Source organism: Candidatus Omnitrophota bacterium (assembly GCA_003598025.1).
Taxonomy (GTDB): Bacteria; Omnitrophota; Gorgyraeia; order Gygaellales; family Profunditerraquicolaceae; genus Profunditerraquicola.
Genome location: QZKH01000003.1, coordinates 427,352 through 449,546 on the forward strand (window position 1 = coordinate 427,352; position 22,195 = coordinate 449,546).

Consider the following 22,195-nt stretch of genomic DNA (forward strand, 5'->3'; position numbering starts at 1 on the left):
CGCCCTCCTTAAAATAACCGCAGGATATAAATTCCTGTGTAATAAAGACCGACAAGAATAAAAATCACCCCGGTAATTCTACGGGTAAAAAATTCCAGCTTCGTGATCTTATTAAACCAATGGCTCATTGAAGTCACGCCCAATGCGATAGCGACAGCGAACACCAGCACCGGAAGTCCTGTCCCTATCCCATAAATAAACGGCAATAGCGTCCCTGCTTTGCTATTAAGCGCTAATGGTATCAAACTGCCGAAGAATAACGCCGCTGAAACCGGACAAAACGCTAAAGCGAATATCAATCCCAAAAGAAAAGCGCCGGGAGCTCCGGACTCAACAAGTTTATTGTGATGTTTTTGAGACAATGCCACACCGGGCAATTTTATCGTGATCACTTCAAGTAAAAATAATCCGGTGATTATCAAGAGAGGCCCTAAGGCCTTGACCATGTATTTCTGCAAAAACTGCGCCACCTGCGGAACACTTAAAAGCGAACTGATAATGATCCAGCCAAGCACTGCATACGCCGCCATCCTGCCGAGCGTATAAGCCAGTCCTGAAATGAATACCATAACCGGATGCGCAATTTTCTTCGAGAGAAAAGACACCGCCGCGATGTTTGTCGCCAAGGGACAAGGACTGATTGACGTTAATATCCCCAGCCACAGCGCAGACCCCAAAGCGATCAATAGCTCCATTATTGCGCGTCCTTCATAAATGCGTTTACCTCACCAGTCACGTAATCCATAAACTTTTGCTTATTGCGGGCAAGCTCCCAAATCTTGTCGAGATTTTTTGACTTTACTTCCTTGCCGTCCTTGACCAGAGAAAGAATGAGCGTTTTCGTATACAGCTTATAGTCATTTACGAAATGTTCGTTGCCCTTCTCCTCGACATTAACCGCCTTAAACTCAAGCCCGCCGGAAGCAAGGGCATCCTTAAAGTTTGCATCAATCGCTTCTCTTGAGTATTTCTCCATTGCGGTGCATGTAGGACACCGAAACGATCCATGAAAATAATACGCTATGACTTTCGCCTGCGGGCTTGATTGCGCTAAAGCGAAAGACCCGGCACTAAGTGCCGCAACAACCGCAAGAACCTGAATTATTCTTTTCACATCCGCCTCCTGAAAGGATTGTTTTGATCTCATTCTTACTTAAGACTTTCCCGGATGAAACCACCTTGCCGTCAATGGCCAGCCCGGGCGTCATCATGACACCGTATTCGGTGATCTTGTCGATATCCGTCACCTTACCGATCTCAGCTTGAATATTTAATTCTTTCACAGCCGCCTCAGCATTCGCCGTAAGCTGTTTGCATTTAGGACAACCGACACCTAATATCTCAATTTTCATTTTAAGCCTCCAATTATTTTTTAACTGCCGCAACCTTTACGCTAGCTATTGCATCTTGGGCGGCATCAAGATTATCAAACATAGCGTCTACTGGATAACTTGACTCGCTTATAACCTTGACGTCCTTAAATCCCGCTTGTTTAATAAAACCCAGATATTCCTCTTTTTTAATGGCTCCGGCAAGGCATCCCACATACGCCTCAACAGAATCTTTGATTTTTTTCGGCAGATCTTTCGCCAATACCAAGTCCGAAACCATCAGCCTACCGCCTGTTCTTAAAACCCTATAAGCCTCCTTGAAAACCGCTTCTTTATCAGGCGAAAGGTTAATGACACAGTTTGAAATAATAACGTCAATGGAATTGTCCTCAACGGGTAATTTCTCAATCTCACCTAAACGAAATTCAATATTGGAATACTTACCCTTCTTAGCATTCTCATTCGCTTTAGAGACCATCTCGGGTGTCATATCAACGCCAATAACCCTGCCGGTCTTGCCAACTCGTTGTGCTGATAAGAAAGCGTCGAATCCCGCACCGCTCCCCAGATCAAGCACCACATCCCCTTCTTTTAACGAGGCCAGAGCAACTGGATTCCCACACCCAAAGCCTAAATTCGCCCCTTCGGGTACAGCGTTCATTTCAGATTCGCTATAGCCTACCTTTTTGCTGATGTCTTCCGCCTGTGTTACGCCGCCACAGCATGAACTTGATGAACAGCATGATTTTTTCTGCGACAACGCTTTTGTATAGCCTTCTCTGACAATCTTTTTAATTTTATCCGCTTCGTTTCTCATTTTATATCCCTTCCCTCCTCATTTTCGAGGCGTTCTCTTTATCAACTTGCTTCTTGATCACTTCTTTGACAAAATCCAAGGCGCCATCTTTATCCCTGTCGATTACGATTCGCTCAACTCTAAGCAAATCATCCTCAGTAAGATTGATGGTCTTTTTAATTATCATTTAACCACCGCTCCAAAAATCATACCACTGATAGTTGCCATGACCACAACTAAAGCCACATACACTGCTGTTTTTTTGGTTCCCATGATGCTCCGAAGCACAAGCATGCTCGGCAAGCTCAAAGCAGGCCCGGCCAAGAGAAGCGCCAAAGCAGGCCCTTTACCCATTCCTGAGTTCATCAATCCCTGTAATATAGGCACTTCTGTAAGCGTGGCGAAATACATAAATGCCGCCACAATTGATGAGAAGAAATTCGCCCATAACGAATTGCCGCCAACAAGCATGGTCACATATCGTGAAGGGATAACTCCCTCATGTCCTACCCTACCAAGCAGAAAACCTGAAACTAAAACTCCTCCTAAAAGAAGCGGCAATATCTGAAGCGCAAAACCCCATGTCGCTCCAGTCCATTCTCTTAACTCATCCCTTTTGAACCACTTGAAGAGCATAATCGCTAAGCTCATAAAAGATAATCCAGCGATCCACCATTTATACTGATAAATTATTGACCAAATACCATGATCACCCTCAAGCGGCTTCCCCCAGTTAGCAAACACCAAAAAAGCTACCATTGAGGCGAAATATAAAACGGTTTTACCTAAGGAGCGGGTTTCTTTTAACTCTCCAACATTGAAGTCCCCATTGGCGTGACGAGCCCTTTCTTCTTTTAAAAAGATGAGATGCATTAATAGTCCGATGACAACACTAAATACCACCGCTCCAATAGCTCGTGCCAACCCTAGCTCCCACCCAAGGATACGTGCGGTTAGAATGATTGCTAAAACATTTATGGCAGGCCCGGAATATAGAAAAGCGATCGCGGGTCCAAGCCCTGCCCCTCTTTTGTATATGCCTGAAAATAGCGGTAAAACCGTACAAGAACAAACAGCGAGAATTGTTCCCGACACAGAAGCGACACTATAAGAAAGGAATTTATTCGCCTTAGCCCCGAAATACTTCATCACGGACGCTTGGCTGACAAAAACAGATATCGCTCCGGCTATAAAGAACGCCGGAACAAGACACAAAAGCACGTGCTCCCGGGCGTACCATTTAACAAGAGCCAGAGCCTCAAAGACAGCATTGGTAAAACGAAGATTTTCTACCGGCAGGTAAAAACAGCCTAAGAATATGGCGGCAATATAAAGAAACTTCTTCCACTCTTTCATTTCTTGACCGTCCTCCCTCCAATAGTACAGCAACCGCCTTCAATACGGATCGCCTTAACATTCACCAGCGCGTCTGTGACTTTTTTGCAGGCTGATGCAACAATCCGCGAAAATGTCGGCCGGGATATCTTCATAAGTTTTGCCGCATCCCTCTGCTTCATCGCTTCCAAGCAGGCCAGCCGCATCGCCTCAAATTCATCGATGCTTAAAACAACACCTTCGAGTTTATTCAAAGGCTTGCATTTTGGCCGGAAACATCTCTCCCCCGGCAAACATTTAACCCATCTTGTTTTCTTTGGACGCATAAATAGACCTTTCGGTTATGAACATTGGTTCATAACAATTTTAACACAAAGCGGATCAATGTCAATGACAAAACATTCATGCGGCTACAAAATTGGTAATAATTATTTGGAGGGTTTTGAAGCTGAGGAATTATTGGTATTGGATTTTTGTCTTCTTGACAATCGCTTCTGTCTTGTCTGTTCATACCATGTCCAATATGATTCAATACCCAGATGCATCTGTTGCGTCGCATCACACAAATTCTGAATTCCATCACGAATATGCCAATTATTGGCAAATGCTTCGTATGGCGTCCCCTTATCTTTCCAGCAAGAAGGTGGCTCAAAGTCATCAAATAGCTCAATGCCGGTTAGAATTAAAACGGGATTTACCCACTGCTCGGCTTTTAGATGTTTTCTGCCTCGCCTTGCCAAACTTGCAATCAACTTCTTTTCACGATCTTTTAAAGTCTTACGTAAAGTACAGAACGCAATAATAGCACCCGGGAATTTATCCGCTATCACCCTCATGCGGCCCACATCTGCTTGAGTAAACTCATTGAAAGATTTACATTCTCCGAAAATAATTAACGGAGTCTTGATTTCATCCATGCGGCCTTCCGATAAAAACATTCCAAAATCAGCTTCAAGCGGTTTCTCTTCTTTGGCTTTAAGAATAAATGACGGGATCCAAGTCATTTCGTTTGATAATCCATGGCCGCCAAAGAACTCTAAGCTAAGAGCGACACAATATCCGCCTTGTGCATAATTTTCGACTGAGAAAGGCCCGATTGTCCTCAAATGCCAATTGTTCTCGGATATTGGTCTAACAATAGGAAAATCAAACTTCTCAAGGCATCTTTCGCAGACTACCATGTCAGATAAATCATCCAAGGAGTACCATGTTCTCTGAGCACATTCAGGACACTGTAACGTTACTCCCCCTTTAAGAATTTTGTAGCCAAGCAAATTCTGAAGTCGTCTTTCAGCAATCTCGGGTGAATTAGCTAGGCTGATTCTTTGCAATAAATCCTGCCATTTTTTCACTGGTACCGTCTTTGCGCGCACCTTCGATTTAATCTCTCCCTCGGCAGAACCTTCAACTTCAGTTTCCACTGCGGCATGAGACATATCGTTTAGAAGCTTAACTATTTCTTCATCCTGAAATGCCCTTGCCCCATGTATGCCACCAACAGAGTCAATGATCTTTAGCGAAATTCGCCCCGAACCAGAGAGCTCGATATCATAGCCTTGCTCCTTGAACCATGCCTCAAACACTTTCAGACTGCTGGGAATCTCAAAAAAATGGCTCCATTCATAATGTTCACAAGGAATATTAATGCCTTCATTAGATACCCAAGCCTTATGAAAGCTATGAGCTCCAAACAGATGGTATGCGTCTTTTAAATTCCTAGGGAGCACGGTCGGGCAATCATATCTTTTATAAAAATCTTTAAGCTTGAGAGTGTTCATCCAGCGAGGTTTTCCACCCCCACCGTAGCGGTCTACAAAACTTGGAGAAATATCTTTAAATCGCGCATAATCATCGTCCAAAGATATCTCTTCCGACTCTTCTTTCGCTACAATTGAGCAAAGCTCAACATGGTCTTTGTCTTTCGCCCATTCATCCCACATGCGCGGATACCAGTGCTGTAATGAATAAGCGTGATCTCCCGGGGAAGTTAATTTCTTGGAAAAAGCCTGCATCTCATCCATAGAGGATGATCGTGAGCAAATAAAAGTCGTATGGTGCATCATGTCCTTATTATGTCGGTAAGGCACATAATTATGCTTGATGATTCCATTGACCAAATCAATATAATGATCCGCATATTGTTTTGGAAGCGGCAACACATCCCTGCCCACTGCTCTTAAATTCCAATAGTCAACGATATCAAGCCATGAGGTCGCGTCCATAAAGAATATCGACGCATCCGCCCTCCAGCCACGCGGAGACGCTTTAAGCTCGGCACGTGTTATCCTCATTGGAGAAACGCCTTCATTTAAGAAGCATTCGAGAAAATTATTCGGCTTAATGAGCAAATCCTTGGCGTTAAAGCAATGACAATAATTTTTCTTAACATATGCCATTTCTTTCTTATCAGGAAAATCGCCAAAACTACAGGCTGACAGCAAGGATATTTCCCTTGACGGCTTTGGACAAAATACTTTGATACGATGCCGCCGCTCAAACTTAAAATCCTTATCATACAAGTGCCAATATAAGTCGGTCACATCTACACCATACGATATTGGCTCTTCATCTTTACTATTCATAACGTCATCAAAGGACAGGAGTCGCTCTTTATCGAAAAGTGATCCGGCTATTTTCTGCTTATCTTTTACAACAAGATAATCCGGATCGAATGAATCCAAATACCCCTTAGTGATAGATGAGGCTGGAGGATGGCGGAATCGACGATCTTCCCAATTAGGTGGCGTTTTCTTGAAGTAAGGAATTATAGGATTATAAACCCCTCCCCACAGACAAGTATTAATCTTGAACACTTCTCGTAGGGTTCGGTTATCGTCCTTCTTAACCAAAAATGCAAGCCTGATCGGACGCAGTTTTTTATCAATCGTGATTTTCTTATCTTTTATCGCCATATTCTTTAAAAATCCTACCTTACCAACTCCCCGCGAAAGGCTTTAGCTAAAATGGACTGCTCCAGCTTGTCGGTATAACCCTTTGCCTTATTAAACTCATTCTCATTCTTTTCAATAAAAGCAAAGGATGATTTGAGCCTCTTTACAATTTCTTCTTGTTCATCGATAGGCGGCAAAGATATCTGTAAGTTTTTAACTTCTTCACTGTTAATGTTGTTTACGCCACTTGTTGAACGCGCCGGTAATTCAATCTGCAATCTCATCGCATACGACTGAAATTGATATTGTAAAAATTCCGGTAAAATCAGCTCTTTATTTACCCTAAGCCGGATCAAATAACCAGCATACGCCATGCTTTCTTCTTTATCGGTAACCAGTGCCGTTCGGCCAACAAGCGAAACGCTTCCGTTTGAGCGGATTAACAAGATATCACCAGGTTCAAGTTTTAGGCTTTCATACTCTTTCTTATCCAGATCGGCGTATTTCAAATCATCCAGGTCGATATACCCTTGCACAACGTTCGGAATTCTCAAGACCGGATGCTTCTTTTTCTCTTTGAAGCATTTTTTTGCTGTCCCATATTTCAGATCATTGAGCACTTCTCCAAGTCTAACTTCCCGCCATTCTTCTTCATCCTCCTTTTTCTTCCACGTCTTGGTCAGCTCGCCGGAGAAGGCCGCGGCAAGGACAGATTGACGGAAACGATTCAAGATGACAGGAATTGTGTCGAGGCGGGATTGGGCGTCTTTGACTTTAGGCAACAGTGCCTTTAACTTAGACAAAATTTTCTCTCGTTCTATCGGAGTAGGTAATGGCATAACTAGCTTATTGATATCACCTACAGTTAGCATCGGTATAGCTCCACCCTTCGTAAGCTCTCTCCAATTAATTGTTTTGAGCCACAGGCAACAATAATCTGTGAGTGCTTCATCACGTAGCTTTAAAGCGATAGTTGTTTGTGTAGATGCAAAACGATCGTTCTTTGGAATTTTTGGAAAACCAATAGATCCTCGAGCCGAAACAACAATAGTCCCTTTAGCATGAATTTTCTTTGGTTTTTCCAAAAATCCCCAGGGAGTGTTATCCATGCCTGCAGAATATACGGGAATCCCGCTCCCGGTGAGGTCTTTTGCTAAAATAGTTTCTCCCATTCGAGCGTCAGCAACTTCACTTAATGGTAATTCGTCCCATCCGTCTGGTAAATTATTCTCCATTACTCTCCAGCTCCGCTACGATTTCTTTAAGGCTGTCAACAACCGTTTCCAGCTCTGTAATAGCTTCGGATGCCAAAACCTGCGGCTCCGGCAAGTCCTCCGGATTATCCAATGACTCATCCTTAAGCCATGTTACATCGAGCTTATAGCCGCGATCCTTGATCTCCTTAATGTTGAACCGACGAAAACGTCCATCGACGCCAAGGTCTGTCCTCTTGCTCTGCCCATTAGGATCGGAGCCGTAACACTTCTCAAATTCTTTAAAGTGCTCCCCTGAAAGCGGCCGATCCTTTTTAGTTATTCCGGGCACGTTGGAGCGACCGTCGAATATCCAGACATTCTCCGTAGGCAATCCCTTCTGGAAGAAAATCACGTTCGCCTTCACTCCTTGGCTATAGGGCGTAAATGTCCCTCTGGGCAGGCGTAAGATCGTGTGCAGGTTGCAATCCTGTGTCAGAATCTCAATCACCTCTCCGGCCTTGTCTTCAAAAAGGCAGTTATCCGGTAAAACCATAGCCGCGCGGCCTCCGGGGCGTAGCACATTCACGACGTGCTGAATAAAGTTGAGCTGTTTATTGCTCGTTGAAATCGTAAAATCATCCCTCTCCGGAGCCTGATTCGCTCCCTTAGTACCGAACGGCGGATTCGTAAGAATACAATCGTATCGCGTACCTTTCATTGGCTCATAAATAGAATCACCAAGATAAATGTCCGCATGGATTCCGTGTAGGTATAGATTCATCAAAGCAAGTCGGCGCGGCCGGGCAACAAGCTCGGTGCCGGTGTAAACCTTATTTGCTATCCGTTTAGCATCATCACGCTCAAGACTGCCCTTGGTTTGCTCCATTAGCCACTCATAAGCACAGACCAAAAAGCCCCCAGTCCCAGCCGCAGGATCATGGATAATGAAGTCCTTTGACTTTCGCGGATCAGGCTTCATGCATTTGACGATTGACTGAATAAGAACACGCGGGGTGAAATATTGTCCGGCTCCCTTCTTGCCTTCCGAAGCAGATTTCTCAAGCAACCCTTCATAAGCGGCCGCTTTAACATCTACATTAAGACTTGTCCATTCGGTTTCATCAATCAGGTTAATAAGCTTCTTAAGATTGACCGGATTGGCAAATTTTGAGATCGCTCCAGCATAGATATCCCCAAGCGTTCCTTTTTGTTTGCCAAGGCCGCGTAAAGCATCCACATAAAAATCAGTTAAATCTGTTCCTGACTTCTCACGCAGGACTGGCCATGAATATTCCTTGGGAATATCCGCACCCTTCTCCTCTGCCATTTTCAAGAACAGCAAATACGTCAACTGTTCAATATAATCACCGTAATCCACGCCGTCATGGCGTAGCGTGTGACAAAATCCCCATAATTTTCCGACTACATCGCTCATGTAAGCACCGCCTCATTTATTTCTTTTAAGAGTTCATCCAATTTGCCGTCAAAAAGACGGTTGAGTTTTGAATAGCTCATCCCTTGCCTTGTAAAAATAGGCAAAGTATCGATATCATCCTTCTCGATGAGTAAGTTAGTCACTAAGTGATAGCGAATATGCTCAAGCCATGCGCTTTGCGCTTCTGAAAATTGATGCTTGGCCTTCACCTTCGTCAAGGCCCGATCAACGCGGCTCTCAACAGTCAGAAGCTCGTCATTTTTAGCCGCGTGCCTGATTATGGAAACGATATCGGCGAGCTCCTTGTTATATGCCCGGCGAAGATTGCGCTCGTTAAACTTATCAACCAGATTATCCGGTCTGGTAGCCAGCTTCTCGCGTAACGCTTTAAGCTCATCTGTATCAAATTCTTTTGGCTTATTGAGCAGAATATCTATGGCGTCGATGTGTTCGGGATTCTTCCGGACAAACTCCTCAAACATCGCCAGATAATCGGCGGGCTTAAGTTCTTTACCGTCAGCCGCCCTGAATATGACCTCTGAAGTAACAAGATCCTCCGCGGTTTCCGCGATGACAAATTCTCGCTTGGGCCTCTGATAATTTTCGCAGATATGAAGAAACGCTTCGCCCTGAAGAATCTTGATCGTCCCTGCCCAATTCTTGGAGAGTTTATCCTCAAGTGTCATGGCAAAATCAGCGATGTCTTCACCGAGGATATAGTTGAATTCGTTCCTGCTCTCTTGTGTAATATTCTTTGAAATACGCTGGAGCCGCTTGGATAAAACTTTGATGTTATATGCCCGGCTTTGATTGTCAGCAATCGCTTGCACAATTTCTCGGATGGTTTTTGAGGGCTTAACCGGAGCTTCAGCAGTGATGCTGGTCGTTTTCTTAAAATACTCAAGTAACGTACCGCCGAAACAATCAAAAACAGTAAAATGAGTTTTATTGATCTCCGGACAAAGCCTTGTGCCGCGCCCCATCATTTGCTCAAAGAGGATTCTTGATTTCACCGGACGCAGAAAAACGATATTCTCTATCTTCGGCACATCAACACCGGTCGAAAGCATATCAACGGTCACAACAATGCCGGGATTCTGCCTATTTCTAAACTCTCTGATGCGCTGAAGCGGCCTGTCAACTGTTGGACTGCCGGTTATCTTCTGGACAAATGAATCTCCGCGGTTAAATTCATCCCGCAAAATCTCAATCAATTGATCGCAATGTGACGTGTGCGGTAAATCGTTATCCGCAAAAATTAATGTTTTGGGAAAATGCCCGATAGATGCTTCTTGAGCCAGCAGGTATTTCTTGAGCTCCTGTACGATTTTTTTATTTCTGTCGGGTGCCGTCCACTCTGCCTCATTACTTTCAGGCGCAAGGACACGTTCATCCTCAAGCACATCAAAAACCATCTGGCCGGTTTTAGTGTCTTTTAACCCGACCTCTTCGCCTTCCTTTAAGAAGGCCCCGTTGAATGTAATATCGGATTTGATCGCAACCGCATCATAATCAACCAAGAAGCCTTCCTTTACAGCACGTTCGTATTCGTAGCGAAACACAACTTCTTTGAAGAAAGCGGTCGTATGCGCCGCTGGCGTGGCAGTTAACCCAATCCTGATACCATCAAAATGCTTTAAAGCTTCGCGCCACTTGCTCTCCTCCTGAGCGGTATAACCACGATGGCATTCATCAGCTATAACCACATCAAAGGCATGAATCGGGATGTCCAACTTTTCATCCGCGTCAGATTCGTCATCCAGATCGCCGGTTGATTGCCCAAACATACCGTCTTTGCCGAAAAGATTGATGCCCATTCTCTGAATGGTGCAGACATAAACAAAACTATCGCGGCTTTTTGGATCGGTCAGATACTCGGTAGGCAAAACTTTTGGATCGTATTTGATATCCTCATCCAAATCCTCGCGTCTGAAACGTTGGCTGTAAACCTCGTAACACTTGTCAAACTTAAGTCCCGGCTCTGCCTCAAAACTCGCGAGCGCAGTAACTGCCTGTGCCGCCAGAGCGCGTCTATCCACAAGAAACAATATGCGCTTGGCCAGTTTTGACTTCATCAGCCGGTATATCAGATTAATAATTGTGAATGTCTTGCCTGTGCCGGTGGCCATGGCAACAAGCATGTTGCGCTTTCTGTCAGCGATAGCCTGTTCGATCGCTGAAATTGCTTCGATTTGATATGGCCGCAAAAATCGGTTGTCTATTGAGTTGCTCTTAAGCCACGCTTTTGCGGCATCTTCATCTCTTGAAAGTAATTCTTCTAAAGCATTAGGCGTGTGAATCGCAGTAATCTCGCGAGAACGGTTCAACGGATGGCGCAGATCCTGAAACCAGATGATCTTGCCATTCGTGGAATAGATAAACGGGAGATGATACTCGCCAAATGTAAACGGGCTATTCTGGAATCCTCGGGCATATCGCTGTGCCTGTTGAAGCACGTTTTGAGGCCCGACTGAAATCTTTTTCCCTTCGACCGCCGCTAAAGAACGCTTGTCATGAAAAAGAGCATAGTCACAAGGACCTGTTTGCGTAGGATATTCTTCAACGGAACCATGCCCATAAGTCTTGCCTTCTTCAAAAGGAACGATCGGCCCCCACTTTGAATTAAGCAGGAGTTTGTCGATATATTGCTTTCTTGTCCTATGTTCGTTCCAATTTTGTTCAGGCATACTTTTCCTTATTTGTAAGCGACCAGCTCGCCGCTATCAGCGAAGCTGTAATACTGGTTATCCCCTATAATTAAGTGATCGAGCACTTTGACCTGCATCACATTGCCTGCCTGACAGAGCTCCCTTGTGAAATCCCTGTCCTCTTTGCTTGGTTTCGGATCCCCTGATGGATGATTGTGCAAACAGATGATCGATACCGCAAACTTTTGCAAAGCGCAGTGAATAATTTCTCTGACTATCGGCATCGCACGGTTAACTGTTCCGGAAGCCACATCTGTGATGTCTATAATCCGATTGTTTGAATCGAGACAGACGACCTTAAAGACCTCTGTTTTAAGGTCGAGGAGCTGGGGCATGACGATATCCACAACATCCTTGGCAGAGGCGATTTTCTGCTTCCCGGTGGACACATCGTCCTGTCGATAGCGCCTCCCGATTTCAAGCGCGGCCTGAATATGGGCGATCTTGGCCCCACCCAAACCCTTGAACTCTTTCCAGTCCCGGGCGTCTGTGTGGGCCATGTTCCGGAACGTGCCGAATTTCTTGAGTATCTTGCGGGCGAGGTCAATGGCGCTGGTGCCTTGTGTGCCGGTACGAAGAAGAATAGCCAGAAGCTCCGAATTACTCAAAGCCCCCGCACCCTTTTTGAGGAGTTTCTCTCTCGGCCTGTCATCCTCCGGCCAAGTCCTTATGCCTGATATTTTTCTTTCCTTCACCATTCTTCTCTTCTCTGTTCTTCACTTCTCTAGAATTAAACCGCGATCAAACTGTCCTACGGAAGTACAAAATCGTGGCACTTAATACGAATCTCTTTAAGCTCCTTCAGCACTGCCGCCAAGTCAAACGATTCGCCGCGAAACGTCAAAGTCTGCGTTAAGGGATCATATGCCCTGTGATGATTTGTAGGGAAACTTCTTCTCATTGCTTTTAATGGATCTATTGCCAGGTCGCTGTAGACCGCCGAAGATTTCCCCTTAAACCATTTTTCTATTCGATCGTCATAGTGTTCGAAATGATTACGTAAGCTACGATCAGAAAGTATATTGTTATCGTCGACTTTAAGTAACTCCCGTAATCTTTCGCCGCGTTCTGTATATTCCGTAGATGGCCAGAGAATTTTCGAGACATTTCCAGCGGCCACAAGAATCGATTGAATAGAACACCAGACTTCAACCTGATCAAAATTGTCCTTGATCGCCGATAAACGTTTAGCGGCCAATTCTGCAATCTTTGATTGCGTTACAATCTCGCCTATAAAAACCGTTTCAGCAAGTGCCTTCATCTTAATTCACTGCGCCCTTCTTTTCTTCCTTCAAGAATGTCGCAATCACGGAACTGATCTGCTTAAACGCGACTGGATAATAATCCCAAACCTCAACGCAAAGGTTCACGATTATTGAATTCTCGTTCAGACGTTTAACCTTGTATTTCTCGTGAACATGGCCGCAGAAATTCCACGGCACGTTCGGGTCCGCATCCTCAGCCCGGTGCGTCATGCAAATATCTTTTGAACCATAATGAATATAGACTTTCGAGATGATCGTATTGAGGCTGTTTTGCCGATCGTGATTGCCTTTTATAAAAATGAGCTTGCCGTTCAGCCTCTTTTCGAAATGTCTGTATTTCTCCTCACCGCCTTCTTTGCCACCTTTAAATATGAAGTCGCCAAGAAAAAAGACAGTATCTTCTGGCTTCACCCGCTCATTATGCTTGCGGATGATCGTCTCATTCATCTCCTCGACCGAATCAAACGGCCGATTGCAATACCGGATGATATTGGCGTGCGAAAAATGATAATCCGATGTCCACCAGTAGTTCATTGTTTGATCCTGTTAATCTCTTCTTCCGCCGTCTTTAATTTCTTCAAAACGCTCTCAAAGGGCGGAGGGTCCTCAAAAAACATTTCTTGCATCTGCCGATAATCATCATTTAACAAAGCAAGATGCTCATCTAGAGGCATTAATCGAAGACTGCCCGGCTTTGCCAAAGCATAATGCGCCTTACTGTCTTTAAAAAATAGGGCTTTATGCTCAGCGACCTTTATCAATAAATCGATATTCTGGATAGCTTTGGTGTAAATAGCAGTCCCGATCATCTCACCCACATCGTAGTAGTGACGTGACATTCTTGCGCGCAATTTTGAGCCATGGCTTATTGCATGTAATATTGTCGCTTTTTCCCAAAAGGTTCTTTCCGCGCCCAAAACACGCACCTGCGCGCCTTCAATGGTCACCTTACCGGCCGCGTTAGAAACATACGGTTTGACAGTCATAGCCTCAATAGGCCAATGATCTGATCGTGCGCCAAGTTCAATTTTTACGACCGGTTGAACATAACCACTCTTGCCATTCTCAATAGCGCTGGGATACGCAAATAAAACGGTTTGATTATCAGGATCATCAGGGTCCAGCCTTATCTCCCAATTTCCTATGCCAGATAAAGCAGACCCGATCTTTTGGTCCAGCTCAGGGATAATCACACCGGCAATCTTTTCTTGGCATGCCTGCTTTAAGCGATCCAGTCGTCTCTGATTTTCTTTAGTGCCCTGCTTTTTATCAGGCTCGATAGATTCTTGGCTTGTTAAAAATGTCCTCTCGATTGAAATATCAACATCCTCAGAAAAACGTTTGATAACGTTGTAACACTTTGAGAGCGAGGTGCCTCCTTTAAACGTCAAATGACTGCCTGCTGTGGGCAGTGAAAAAAGGATCTTAAGAATCCAGCACACCCAGAAATCTTTTTCGATAAGTTGCGGAGTTACGCCAAGATCGTGGGCGACAACATCAAAATAGACTTTTTTATCCGCATCTTTTAACAATAAAAAATTGTCCATAAATCTGTCACCCTTGTATTTTCCTGAAAATATCCCCTATCCATGCCGGAGCATAACGGATATCATTCATCAGTATATTTTTGTCAGCATCGGACAGTCGTCTTTTAAGTTTTGCCACAACAGTCGAATCAATATTGCCCTGCTTTAAATAACGCAAGGCCTGAATGACTAATCCGCTTATTCGCCCGGCTGTTGCCATGTTTCTTGGCGTTGTTCGTTTCAAAACGATCGTCTGCTTACCGATCTGAACTTTCCGATTAGGACCATCTGTAAAGAAAACGATCTTGGCCGGAACCTGCTCTGTTAAACCTAACAGATTAGCGGCATATGCGCCGGAAGGCTGAATTTTCAAATTATCTCGTCCCACTAATGCTTGAGCAACGCGATCATAATTAGGCGGAAGGTCACCGAAATCCGGATGTTTTACGGGATAATCATATAATCCCCTCGTCAGGCGGCGTATAATCCCTGCCTTGGTTAAACGTCCCAACGTTTGGTCTACGGCCATACGGCTCCCGAGGTCAAGAAAGTGCATTGGAGTGAACACCCAACCCCTATGCCTGCCGTATATCCTGCTAACTATCATATTATCAATGGTTTGTGCCATTTATACCACCTCTCTGTTGTCAGAAAAAATATACACTTTTTCTGACAGAAAGTCAATCTATTTTTATGCGCCCGAGCCGCTATCCTAAATGTCTACCATCCGGAAATGTCCACTTTTTAGCAGACATTTCGATTTAGTGGACACTTACGTGTCCATCCATGTCCATCAAAACGCCCTTTTTTGACCTTCCCGGACGCCTGCAGGACACCCCTAAAATCGCCTGTTTTCCGACGCTGGGCGCTTATTTTAGCCGGGTTGACCACTTATGCCCAAACCCAAAAGTGATGGACATGGACATCGATTTTTTTGACCACTATCACTGACTCCCCGCGCCTCGCCCGACCCTCACCCGACACCCTGTTCCAAGGACCCGTAGCGCCTGCCAGCATAAAAAACCCTATGACCACGCCTCACTGGCATAACCATAGGGACTTGAGTTGCCAAACGCTGTTGATCCTTACAACGCCCCGACTACCGCCTCCGCCAAGCTCTTCATCGCATTACTATAAATCTGCCACTGGCCAGCCAAAAGTTCGAAGATAAACAGTTTTTTTCATCAAGGCTTATTCCTTTCTTCGAATCTTTTGGTTGATCCCGAGCGAAGCCGACACCGAGAAAGCCCGAGGAAAAAACCATTGGTGTAAAGAAAACCTTTCTTCATCTTATACCTTCAGTAAAAAATATAACCGCTCCTATTATTCAGTCTCAGAATTTCTTAGCACCGACAAAGTGCGCTGTAAAATCCTTAGGTCTTCCTCATTAGCGAGCACTAAGAAAACATCGCCTCCCTCAATTACCGTAGAACCATTTGGCACGATGAACTTATCTTCGCGCGAAATAAGAACAATAAGGGCTTTAGGAGGAATATTAATTGCGGCAATCGTTTGACCTACCGTGCCTGAATTATATGGCACAATCAAATCGGTAAGCGATGCATCTATGCCCTCTGCATACTCAAAGTCAATAGGATATTTTTTCCTTACATCAAGCGGTACATTGACTCCAAGTATCTTTGACATAAGTGGAATAGATGTCCCCTGAATCAATACCGAAGTCAATACAACAAAAAATACGATATTAAATATTGCGTGAGCTTGAACTATTCCTGAAAGCAGCGGGAATGTCGCCAAAATAATCGGCACAGCACCTCTTAATCCTACCCATGATATCATCGTTTTCTCGGCAAGATTGAATTTAAATGGCATTAGGCATAAAAATACACTTATGGGGCGAGCGAGGAAAATAAGAATGGTTGCTATCAACAGGCCAACTCCCATAATGGGAATTATCCGGCTTGGGAAAACAAGCAAGCCAAGAGTCAAAAACATTGCAATCTGCATGAGCCAGGCAACTCCTTCATAAAACCGGACTATTGTTCTCTTGTTTGCGAAATCGCCTCTACTCATCATTAAACCCAAAGAATAAACTGCCAGAAAACCATTCCCTTTTACTAAAGTTGTACCTGCATACGTCAAGAGCACCAAAGCAATAGTCAAAACCGAATACAACCCTTCATATTCAAGCTTAATCTTATTAATAAGCGTGACACTTACTTTAGACATCAAATACCCGATTAACAATCCAACACCCATATTTAAGGTAAACGATGGGATTAGGCTGATAATGGAAGAGTCAGCAGTAGTTAAGAGGCCGATACAACCGATTGTAAGGAAAACAGCCATTGGGTCATTACTTCCCGATTCAAGCTCCAAAAGAGGCCTTAAATTACCTTTGAGGGATATCCTTCTTGATCTGAGGACATTAAAGACAGCGGCAGCATCGGTTGAGGACACAATAGAACCGAGCAATAATCCCTCAAGCAATGAAAATTTAAGAATTACCATAGCCAATACGCCGACAACAACAGCAGTAATGAGCACTCCTGCGGTTGACAAAACCAACCCCGGAACAAATAATGGCCTGACCGATTTCCATGATGTATCCAAACCCCCAGAAAAAATAATGAAAATAAGCGCGATGATACCGATAGATTTTGCAACAACGTAATCATCAAAATAAATTCCGCCGATGCCTTCTGAGCCTGCCAGCATGCCGATTATCAAAAAAAGCAATAATGCGGGTAACGCAAACCTGTCTGAAAGCTTGCTTGCCAGTACGCTGACAAGCGTCAAAGCTGCTGCCCATAATATGATTGTTTCGACTGTCATCAGGACCTATCTCGGTTTCTATGCCACATTATTACAGACTTAAATAAAACAGTTCCCTTTATTCCTTTACTAAAACCGCTTTCCATTCCTTATTAATCCATATTCCGTACACCTTTGCCTGCGCGCACCATTTCTTTACCTTCTTCATTGCTATCCTTAACTGCTTCAGGTGAACATTTTTCACGCTTGGATTACCAAGGCAACCATAATGGCTGATTATGAATATCAATTTGGAATCACGGTTATTATATGAAAACAGCAGCTTATCCTTAAGGCTCCCGATCTCATACATGTTCCTGCATGCGCTAAGAACCTTGTCTGGCCCGGGCACGGTGATCATATCAACGTATTCGACAGCATAATTCTTCTTAATAAATTCCGCTACCGGCAACTGTACCCTTCCATCAATGCAGTTTATCGCTGTGGCAAACTTGAAGTTTCTGGCTCTGTTTTTCATTATATTGGCTTGCTTTTTTAGGTTGAGCTCTTCGGCCCGCTTGATAAGAGATATAACCGCCCCTATTATTTTTTCACTTCTCCGCGACAACGAGCATTTCGAAATCGTCAGTGGTCAGTTTGTCGTTTCTCGAGTATGCCCCATGCCTTGAGCCAAAAATATCGATTTTCTTGAATCCAAGACTTTTGAGAAGCCAGGTGATCTCGCTTGGCACATAATAGCGCTCGTTACAGCTGAGTTCCCTTTTTTTGCCGGAATCATCCTCAAAAACAACGGTGTTATAATCACGGAAGGTCATCAGATCAAAGGAGCACTCCTTGCACTGGGACTGGCCTTCTTTCTGCGCCGACTTATAGAACTCATTTACCGAATGAAACAGCGGGAACAATCCGTTTAATGTGGTAAAAATGAGCTTACCTTTACTTTTAAGCGCTTTTGTTGCTTCTTTAAGGATTTCGAAGTTCATCTCATCCGTTTCCATAAGAGAGAACCCGCCTTCGCATAGCATAATTACCAGATCAAATTCGCCGTCAAACGGAAGATTACGGGCATCATGCTTCTGAAAATCAATATCCAAGCCCGCTTCTTGCGCCTTCTCTTTCGCCCTGGCCAGCTGTGATTCGGACAAATCTATGCCTCTGACATGGTATCCTCTTCTACTAAGCTCAATCGCATGCCTGCCCGTGCCGCAGCCAACATCCAGTATCTTTAAAGACTTATTATAATCCAATTCCTTTTCAATAAAGTCGCATTCGCCCACAGTCCCCTGGACAAAACTTTCTTTGTCGTATTTACTAGCGTAATTTTCAAATAATGATTCGTACCATTGTTTCATTCCTGGCTATTCTCCTTTCTGCTACAGGCGTTTAATGCCAATCCCTGAAAATACCAGCAAAATTTTTGCATCCAAGGTCAGAATATGGCCGTTTCCGTTTTTCTTTTTGCTAAAAAAACTACGGCTGCAATATAACAGCATAATGCGATCAAATAAAGAGCCTTAAGCCCGCCGATCATCGAATAGTATTCAAGGAATCCTCCTAAAACAGCTCCCAGCAGATTGGAACCCAGCGCGCTACTGGCATCCTTCGCATTCTTAATAATAATAGCGAATATAAAGGATGAAAAGAATATCGGTAAGGCTATTAATGCGCCTGCAAAAAATACTTTTGCCAAAATGCCAAATTTCAATATTCCCTCAAGCGGAAAGAAATACAGGAAGAGCAGGGATACAGCTAACGCCATAAAAAACCATTTCGGGTTCTTCGGGTTCTTTTTCATGATAACCAGATTAGCTATTAACGCAATTACCAGAATAGACGAAAACACTACAGCATTCACCAGCCATGTAGAACCAAAAAGAAGCGAAAATGTAGTGACACTCTTGGTTTCAAGAAGAAGGAAACCGGAGCCTAAGAAGAAAAATACAGGGTTTACTCTGCTCATTTTTAAAGGAGTAAAAATAAATACCGCCCCGACAGAAATAACAACAAGTATCGCCAGGACAGCCAAATATAGATAAGGTATACCGCGCTTGGTTAAATAAAGATACGGCCAATCATCTTTAGGGAGTTCTATATCGGATGCCGGCGGCAACGGTAATAAAACATTCTTCAGCCCAGGATTTTTCGAAATCGCTTTCCTGACCCCGGGCCCGGCCAATATCACAAGATTAAATAAACGGTCATCCGATTCAAAATAACGGGTATCTTCGCTGCCGAATACGGACCTGGTTGTCTCAATCAACCTTGCCGCCATCCATTCATTAGGCACGGAAAACAAAAGGACCACCACCCCGTCCGGCATAAGTAAATTCTGCGCCTGCCGTAAAGCCTCTTGAGTATAAACGTAATTATCCAAACGTATAGACGAGGTTACCGAAAGAGTGGCGTGTGAATCCAATGTGCCATAAACTATCATATCGTACTTCTCTCTATCTTTGGACATAAATGAACGCGCGTCGTCAACAAATACATGCACGTTTTTATTATCGTAAGGGCGCTGTGGATGGCCGAATCTTCCGATAGCCAGTATTGAAGAATCTATTTCAACGGCATTAATATGCTTAGCTCCTGATCTTTGCGCTGCCCAGACATCATTGCCTGTTCCGGCCCCTATTATGAGGACCTTATCAGGGCTAAACACCTTATAAGGAAACATATATTTTTCGTATATATCCTGCTTGATTTCGAAATTTACCGCAGTCTGGTGAAGCAGCTGGTTTACATAGATGCTGATATTTTTCCCAAGATCAACAGAAATATTAATAGCATAATAAGGAGACCAAATAGTGTGTTTTTCAACCGAAGAAATGAGGAAAACAACCAAAAACATTGCAAACGCATTAAAAACAAATCTTCTCTTATTATATTTATATATAACTGCCAGAATAATAATTCCTGCTATCATAAACCAGACATAAGCCGGGGCACGAAACAACGAAACGAAACCAAATGCTATAACTCCCAACAGGCTGCCCAGAATATTCAAAGTATAAGCATATAAAGGCTTCATCTCCCGCATAAGTTTTCCGATTTTCTGGCCCATGGGAAGGAAAACAATGATTGTCAAAGTAAATATAATCCCGATCAGCTGAGTGATGGAGAATTTAAACCAGAAGAAATCGTAGATCCTGTTACCGGTGTAATGAGACCATATCCAGGTTTGAGAGTGTGATGAAAGCTCAACTTGGACATTCCTGAATAGCAAAACCATGCAAACCGCTCCTGCCAGGATAAACGCAAAATATGCAAAGAGGTCCCGCTTGTAACCTGCCATGAGCATACCTATGCCTAACCCCAGAAAAGACGCTATCAGGATTATATTTGAAAAAAATGCTATTGAAAATATATGGGCAGGCAGCCAGCGGATAAAAGTTAATTCAATAAAAAGCGACAAAAAGCTTACCAGGATCAAAACAGTTTTATTTTTCATATTTAAGGTTGGGTTTAATGTTTATGGTGCGATTCTTTTTCCATACTATGTTCGGAAGCTCGCCCTAAGGCTTCATAAATCTTCTCAACATAATGCACATATTCAATATATGCTGCGACATACCTTCTTCCTGCCTCTACGCTTTCATTCATATGCTTTTTTGCTTCTATTAGTTTGTCAAAACGCTCTTTTATCCCTGAATTTAGCGTGCTTGTTAATTCAACAGCAAGCTCATCAACAGAATTGGCTTCAATCGCCTTATCTGCCCGGCTGACAGCAGGCTCAACCGCACCTATGGGTTTTAAACCGGAAAATTCAGCCCCTTCTCCTGCCCGGTGGATACGCACCAGTGTTTCAAAAAACTCCATATCAGCCTCTTTCTGATCTGCTTCTCTTTTAGATAAAGCTCTTTCAAATGCAATCCGTATTTCAGGTTCATCTTCTTCCTTTACCCATTTAAGCACAGGCGTAACGTCCTTTTTATCGATAGCTAGCCTTGCATCAAGGATTACCGGGCCGTCTAAAGTATCACAATGGGCATATAATTTAACCGACGCAACAAATGAAACAGACAGAGCGGCTAACCCAAATATAAATACAATAATACCCTTTCTATTTACCATGATAACCCTCTCTTCCTTATGATTTTTGCAGCCAATATCAACTAAGCATGATAACTCTAGTAGCTATATTTCTTGATTCTCTCCAATATCTTCGCCGATGCTGTTTTATCTCCTGTTACGCCGACCCTGACTTCAACTTTTGAAGCTGTTTGCGTAAGGGGCCGGATATCAATCCATACCTCACTGCCATCGATATATTCACTTCTTATCTGTGTGACTTCATCGGACTTGGATTCCTTGTCTACTTTCATATCAAGGGATTCTATAGCCCTTTTAGTGGCATTGACTGTCCTTTCATAAGGAGCGCTTACTTCATCGCTAAGTTTTCCTGATAACCATAAAGCTGTTCCTACGCCGCCTGCAGCGCCTGCGATTAATAAAGCGCATCCGCATACATTAACTGCCAAAGCCAGAATTACTGCTATTTTCAATGCACTTTTAAACATATGTACCTCCTTTCAATAACCAACCCGGATTAACCAGGCTGATTATTCAGACCCATACAAATATATTACTTCCCCTTCATCGGTAACTTTATAAACGACAGAATGATCGTTCTGCTCAGGGTGGACAAACTTTATCTTCCATGCCCACTCATGCCCTGCTTTATCCTTAAGGCGGTTTGTGTATTCCGCAGAGATAAGGATATAATCTGACTTTTTAAAATACTCTTGCCCCCTTATCCTGGTCTCTTTAGTATAAAAATATTCGCTCGCAAGAGACACTGCTTCCTCTATAGACAATTTAGGAACGGGTATCGGAGGCCCAGACTTGGCAAAAAGTCCTGCCGGCATTGTTAATAACAAGAATAATAGAAGTATCCTATTATATTGCATAAAACCGCCTCCGTTTATTGGCTATTTATTTTCTCCTTATATAATAGGGGACGTTCCCCCTAATACCAT

General features: G+C 43.7%; 22 protein-coding genes. All 22 read right to left on the reverse strand.

Annotated elements, in window-relative coordinates; genetic code table 11:
- Positions 1 to 8 precede the first annotated feature (8 nt).
- The 22 genes from C4533_04560 to C4533_04665 all read right to left on the reverse strand — a co-directional run bounded on the left by C4533_04560 (position 9) and on the right by C4533_04665 (position 22,126).
- Positions 9 to 698, reverse strand: a complete 690-nt coding sequence (locus tag C4533_04560; protein ID RJP29075.1) for a sulfite exporter TauE/SafE family protein — start codon at positions 696 to 698, stop codon at positions 9 to 11.
- Positions 695 to 1,114 (reverse strand): hypothetical protein, encoded by a 420-nt coding sequence (locus C4533_04565; GenBank protein RJP29076.1) that lies wholly within the window; start codon positions 1,112 to 1,114, stop codon positions 695 to 697. Before C4533_04565 ends, C4533_04560 begins: the two co-directional genes overlap by 4 nt.
- Positions 1,071 to 1,352 carry a thioredoxin family protein gene (locus tag C4533_04570; GenBank protein RJP29077.1) on the reverse strand — a complete coding sequence of 94 codons (282 nt, stop codon included), beginning with the start codon at positions 1,350 to 1,352 and terminating at the stop codon, positions 1,071 to 1,073. The genes C4533_04565 and C4533_04570 overlap by 44 nt, the downstream gene beginning before the upstream one ends.
- Before the next feature lie 13 nt (positions 1,353 to 1,365).
- Positions 1,366 to 2,148, reverse strand: a complete 783-nt coding sequence (locus tag C4533_04575) for a methyltransferase domain-containing protein (GenBank protein ID RJP29078.1) — start codon at positions 2,146 to 2,148, stop codon at positions 1,366 to 1,368.
- A 162-nt stretch (positions 2,149 to 2,310) separates the two neighbouring features.
- Entirely contained in the window at positions 2,311 to 3,483 is a 1,173-nt protein-coding gene (locus C4533_04580) for a permease (GenBank protein RJP29079.1), read from the reverse strand.
- On the reverse strand, positions 3,480 to 3,788 hold the full coding sequence (locus C4533_04585; protein RJP29080.1) for a DUF134 domain-containing protein: 309 nt from the start codon (positions 3,786 to 3,788) through the stop codon (positions 3,480 to 3,482). The genes C4533_04580 and C4533_04585 overlap by 4 nt, the downstream gene beginning before the upstream one ends.
- A gap of 102 nt (positions 3,789 to 3,890) precedes the next feature.
- Entirely contained in the window at positions 3,891 to 6,374 is a 2,484-nt protein-coding gene (locus C4533_04590) for a hypothetical protein (protein RJP29081.1), read from the reverse strand.
- Between the two features lie 14 nt (positions 6,375 to 6,388).
- Positions 6,389 to 7,588 (reverse strand): restriction endonuclease subunit S, encoded by a 1,200-nt coding sequence (locus C4533_04595; GenBank protein ID RJP29082.1) that lies wholly within the window; start codon positions 7,586 to 7,588, stop codon positions 6,389 to 6,391.
- On the reverse strand, positions 7,578 to 8,984 hold the full coding sequence (locus C4533_04600) for an SAM-dependent DNA methyltransferase (protein ID RJP29083.1): 1,407 nt from the start codon (positions 8,982 to 8,984) through the stop codon (positions 7,578 to 7,580). Before C4533_04600 ends, C4533_04595 begins: the two co-directional genes overlap by 11 nt.
- On the reverse strand, positions 8,981 to 11,671 hold the full coding sequence (locus C4533_04605; GenBank protein ID RJP29084.1) for a DEAD/DEAH box helicase: 2,691 nt from the start codon (positions 11,669 to 11,671) through the stop codon (positions 8,981 to 8,983). The genes C4533_04600 and C4533_04605 overlap by 4 nt, the downstream gene beginning before the upstream one ends.
- Positions 11,672 to 11,679: 8 nt before the next feature.
- On the reverse strand, positions 11,680 to 12,390 hold the full coding sequence (locus C4533_04610) for a JAB domain-containing protein (protein RJP29085.1): 711 nt from the start codon (positions 12,388 to 12,390) through the stop codon (positions 11,680 to 11,682).
- 53 nt (positions 12,391 to 12,443) lie between these two features.
- Complete coding sequence (locus C4533_04615; protein ID RJP29086.1) at positions 12,444 to 12,953, reverse strand: hypothetical protein; 510 nt, start codon at positions 12,951 to 12,953, stop codon at positions 12,444 to 12,446.
- A gap of 1 nt (position 12,954) precedes the next feature.
- Positions 12,955 to 13,491, reverse strand: a complete 537-nt coding sequence (locus C4533_04620; protein RJP29087.1) for a hypothetical protein — start codon at positions 13,489 to 13,491, stop codon at positions 12,955 to 12,957.
- Positions 13,488 to 14,504, reverse strand: coding sequence for a nucleotidyl transferase AbiEii/AbiGii toxin family protein (locus C4533_04625; protein ID RJP29088.1), 1,017 nt, complete (start codon positions 14,502 to 14,504; stop codon positions 13,488 to 13,490). The genes C4533_04620 and C4533_04625 overlap by 4 nt, the downstream gene beginning before the upstream one ends.
- A gap of 7 nt (positions 14,505 to 14,511) precedes the next feature.
- The gene (locus C4533_04630; GenBank protein ID RJP29089.1) at positions 14,512 to 15,111 is read right to left on the reverse strand and encodes a hypothetical protein; all 600 of its coding nucleotides are present in this window, start codon (positions 15,109 to 15,111) and stop codon (positions 14,512 to 14,514) included.
- A gap of 695 nt (positions 15,112 to 15,806) precedes the next feature.
- On the reverse strand, positions 15,807 to 17,279 hold the full coding sequence (locus C4533_04635) for a potassium/proton antiporter (protein ID RJP29090.1): 1,473 nt from the start codon (positions 17,277 to 17,279) through the stop codon (positions 15,807 to 15,809).
- Between the two features lie 58 nt (positions 17,280 to 17,337).
- Positions 17,338 to 17,736: a hypothetical protein gene (locus tag C4533_04640; protein RJP29091.1), complete on the reverse strand. Its 399-nt coding sequence runs from the start codon at positions 17,734 to 17,736 to the stop codon at positions 17,338 to 17,340.
- A 73-nt stretch (positions 17,737 to 17,809) separates the two neighbouring features.
- Positions 17,810 to 18,571, reverse strand: coding sequence for a class I SAM-dependent methyltransferase (locus tag C4533_04645; protein ID RJP29092.1), 762 nt, complete (start codon positions 18,569 to 18,571; stop codon positions 17,810 to 17,812).
- 77 nt (positions 18,572 to 18,648) lie between these two features.
- Positions 18,649 to 20,667 (reverse strand): hypothetical protein, encoded by a 2,019-nt coding sequence (locus C4533_04650; protein RJP29093.1) that lies wholly within the window; start codon positions 20,665 to 20,667, stop codon positions 18,649 to 18,651.
- Positions 20,668 to 20,681: 14 nt separating this feature from the next.
- A complete protein-coding gene (locus tag C4533_04655; protein ID RJP29094.1) occupies positions 20,682 to 21,290 on the reverse strand; it encodes a hypothetical protein in 609 nt (202 codons plus the stop codon).
- A gap of 56 nt (positions 21,291 to 21,346) precedes the next feature.
- The gene (locus C4533_04660) at positions 21,347 to 21,736 is read right to left on the reverse strand and encodes a DUF3568 family protein (protein RJP29095.1); all 390 of its coding nucleotides are present in this window, start codon (positions 21,734 to 21,736) and stop codon (positions 21,347 to 21,349) included.
- A 42-nt stretch (positions 21,737 to 21,778) separates the two neighbouring features.
- Positions 21,779 to 22,126, reverse strand: coding sequence for a hypothetical protein (locus C4533_04665; GenBank protein ID RJP29096.1), 348 nt, complete (start codon positions 22,124 to 22,126; stop codon positions 21,779 to 21,781).
- Positions 22,127 to 22,195 lie beyond the last annotated feature (69 nt).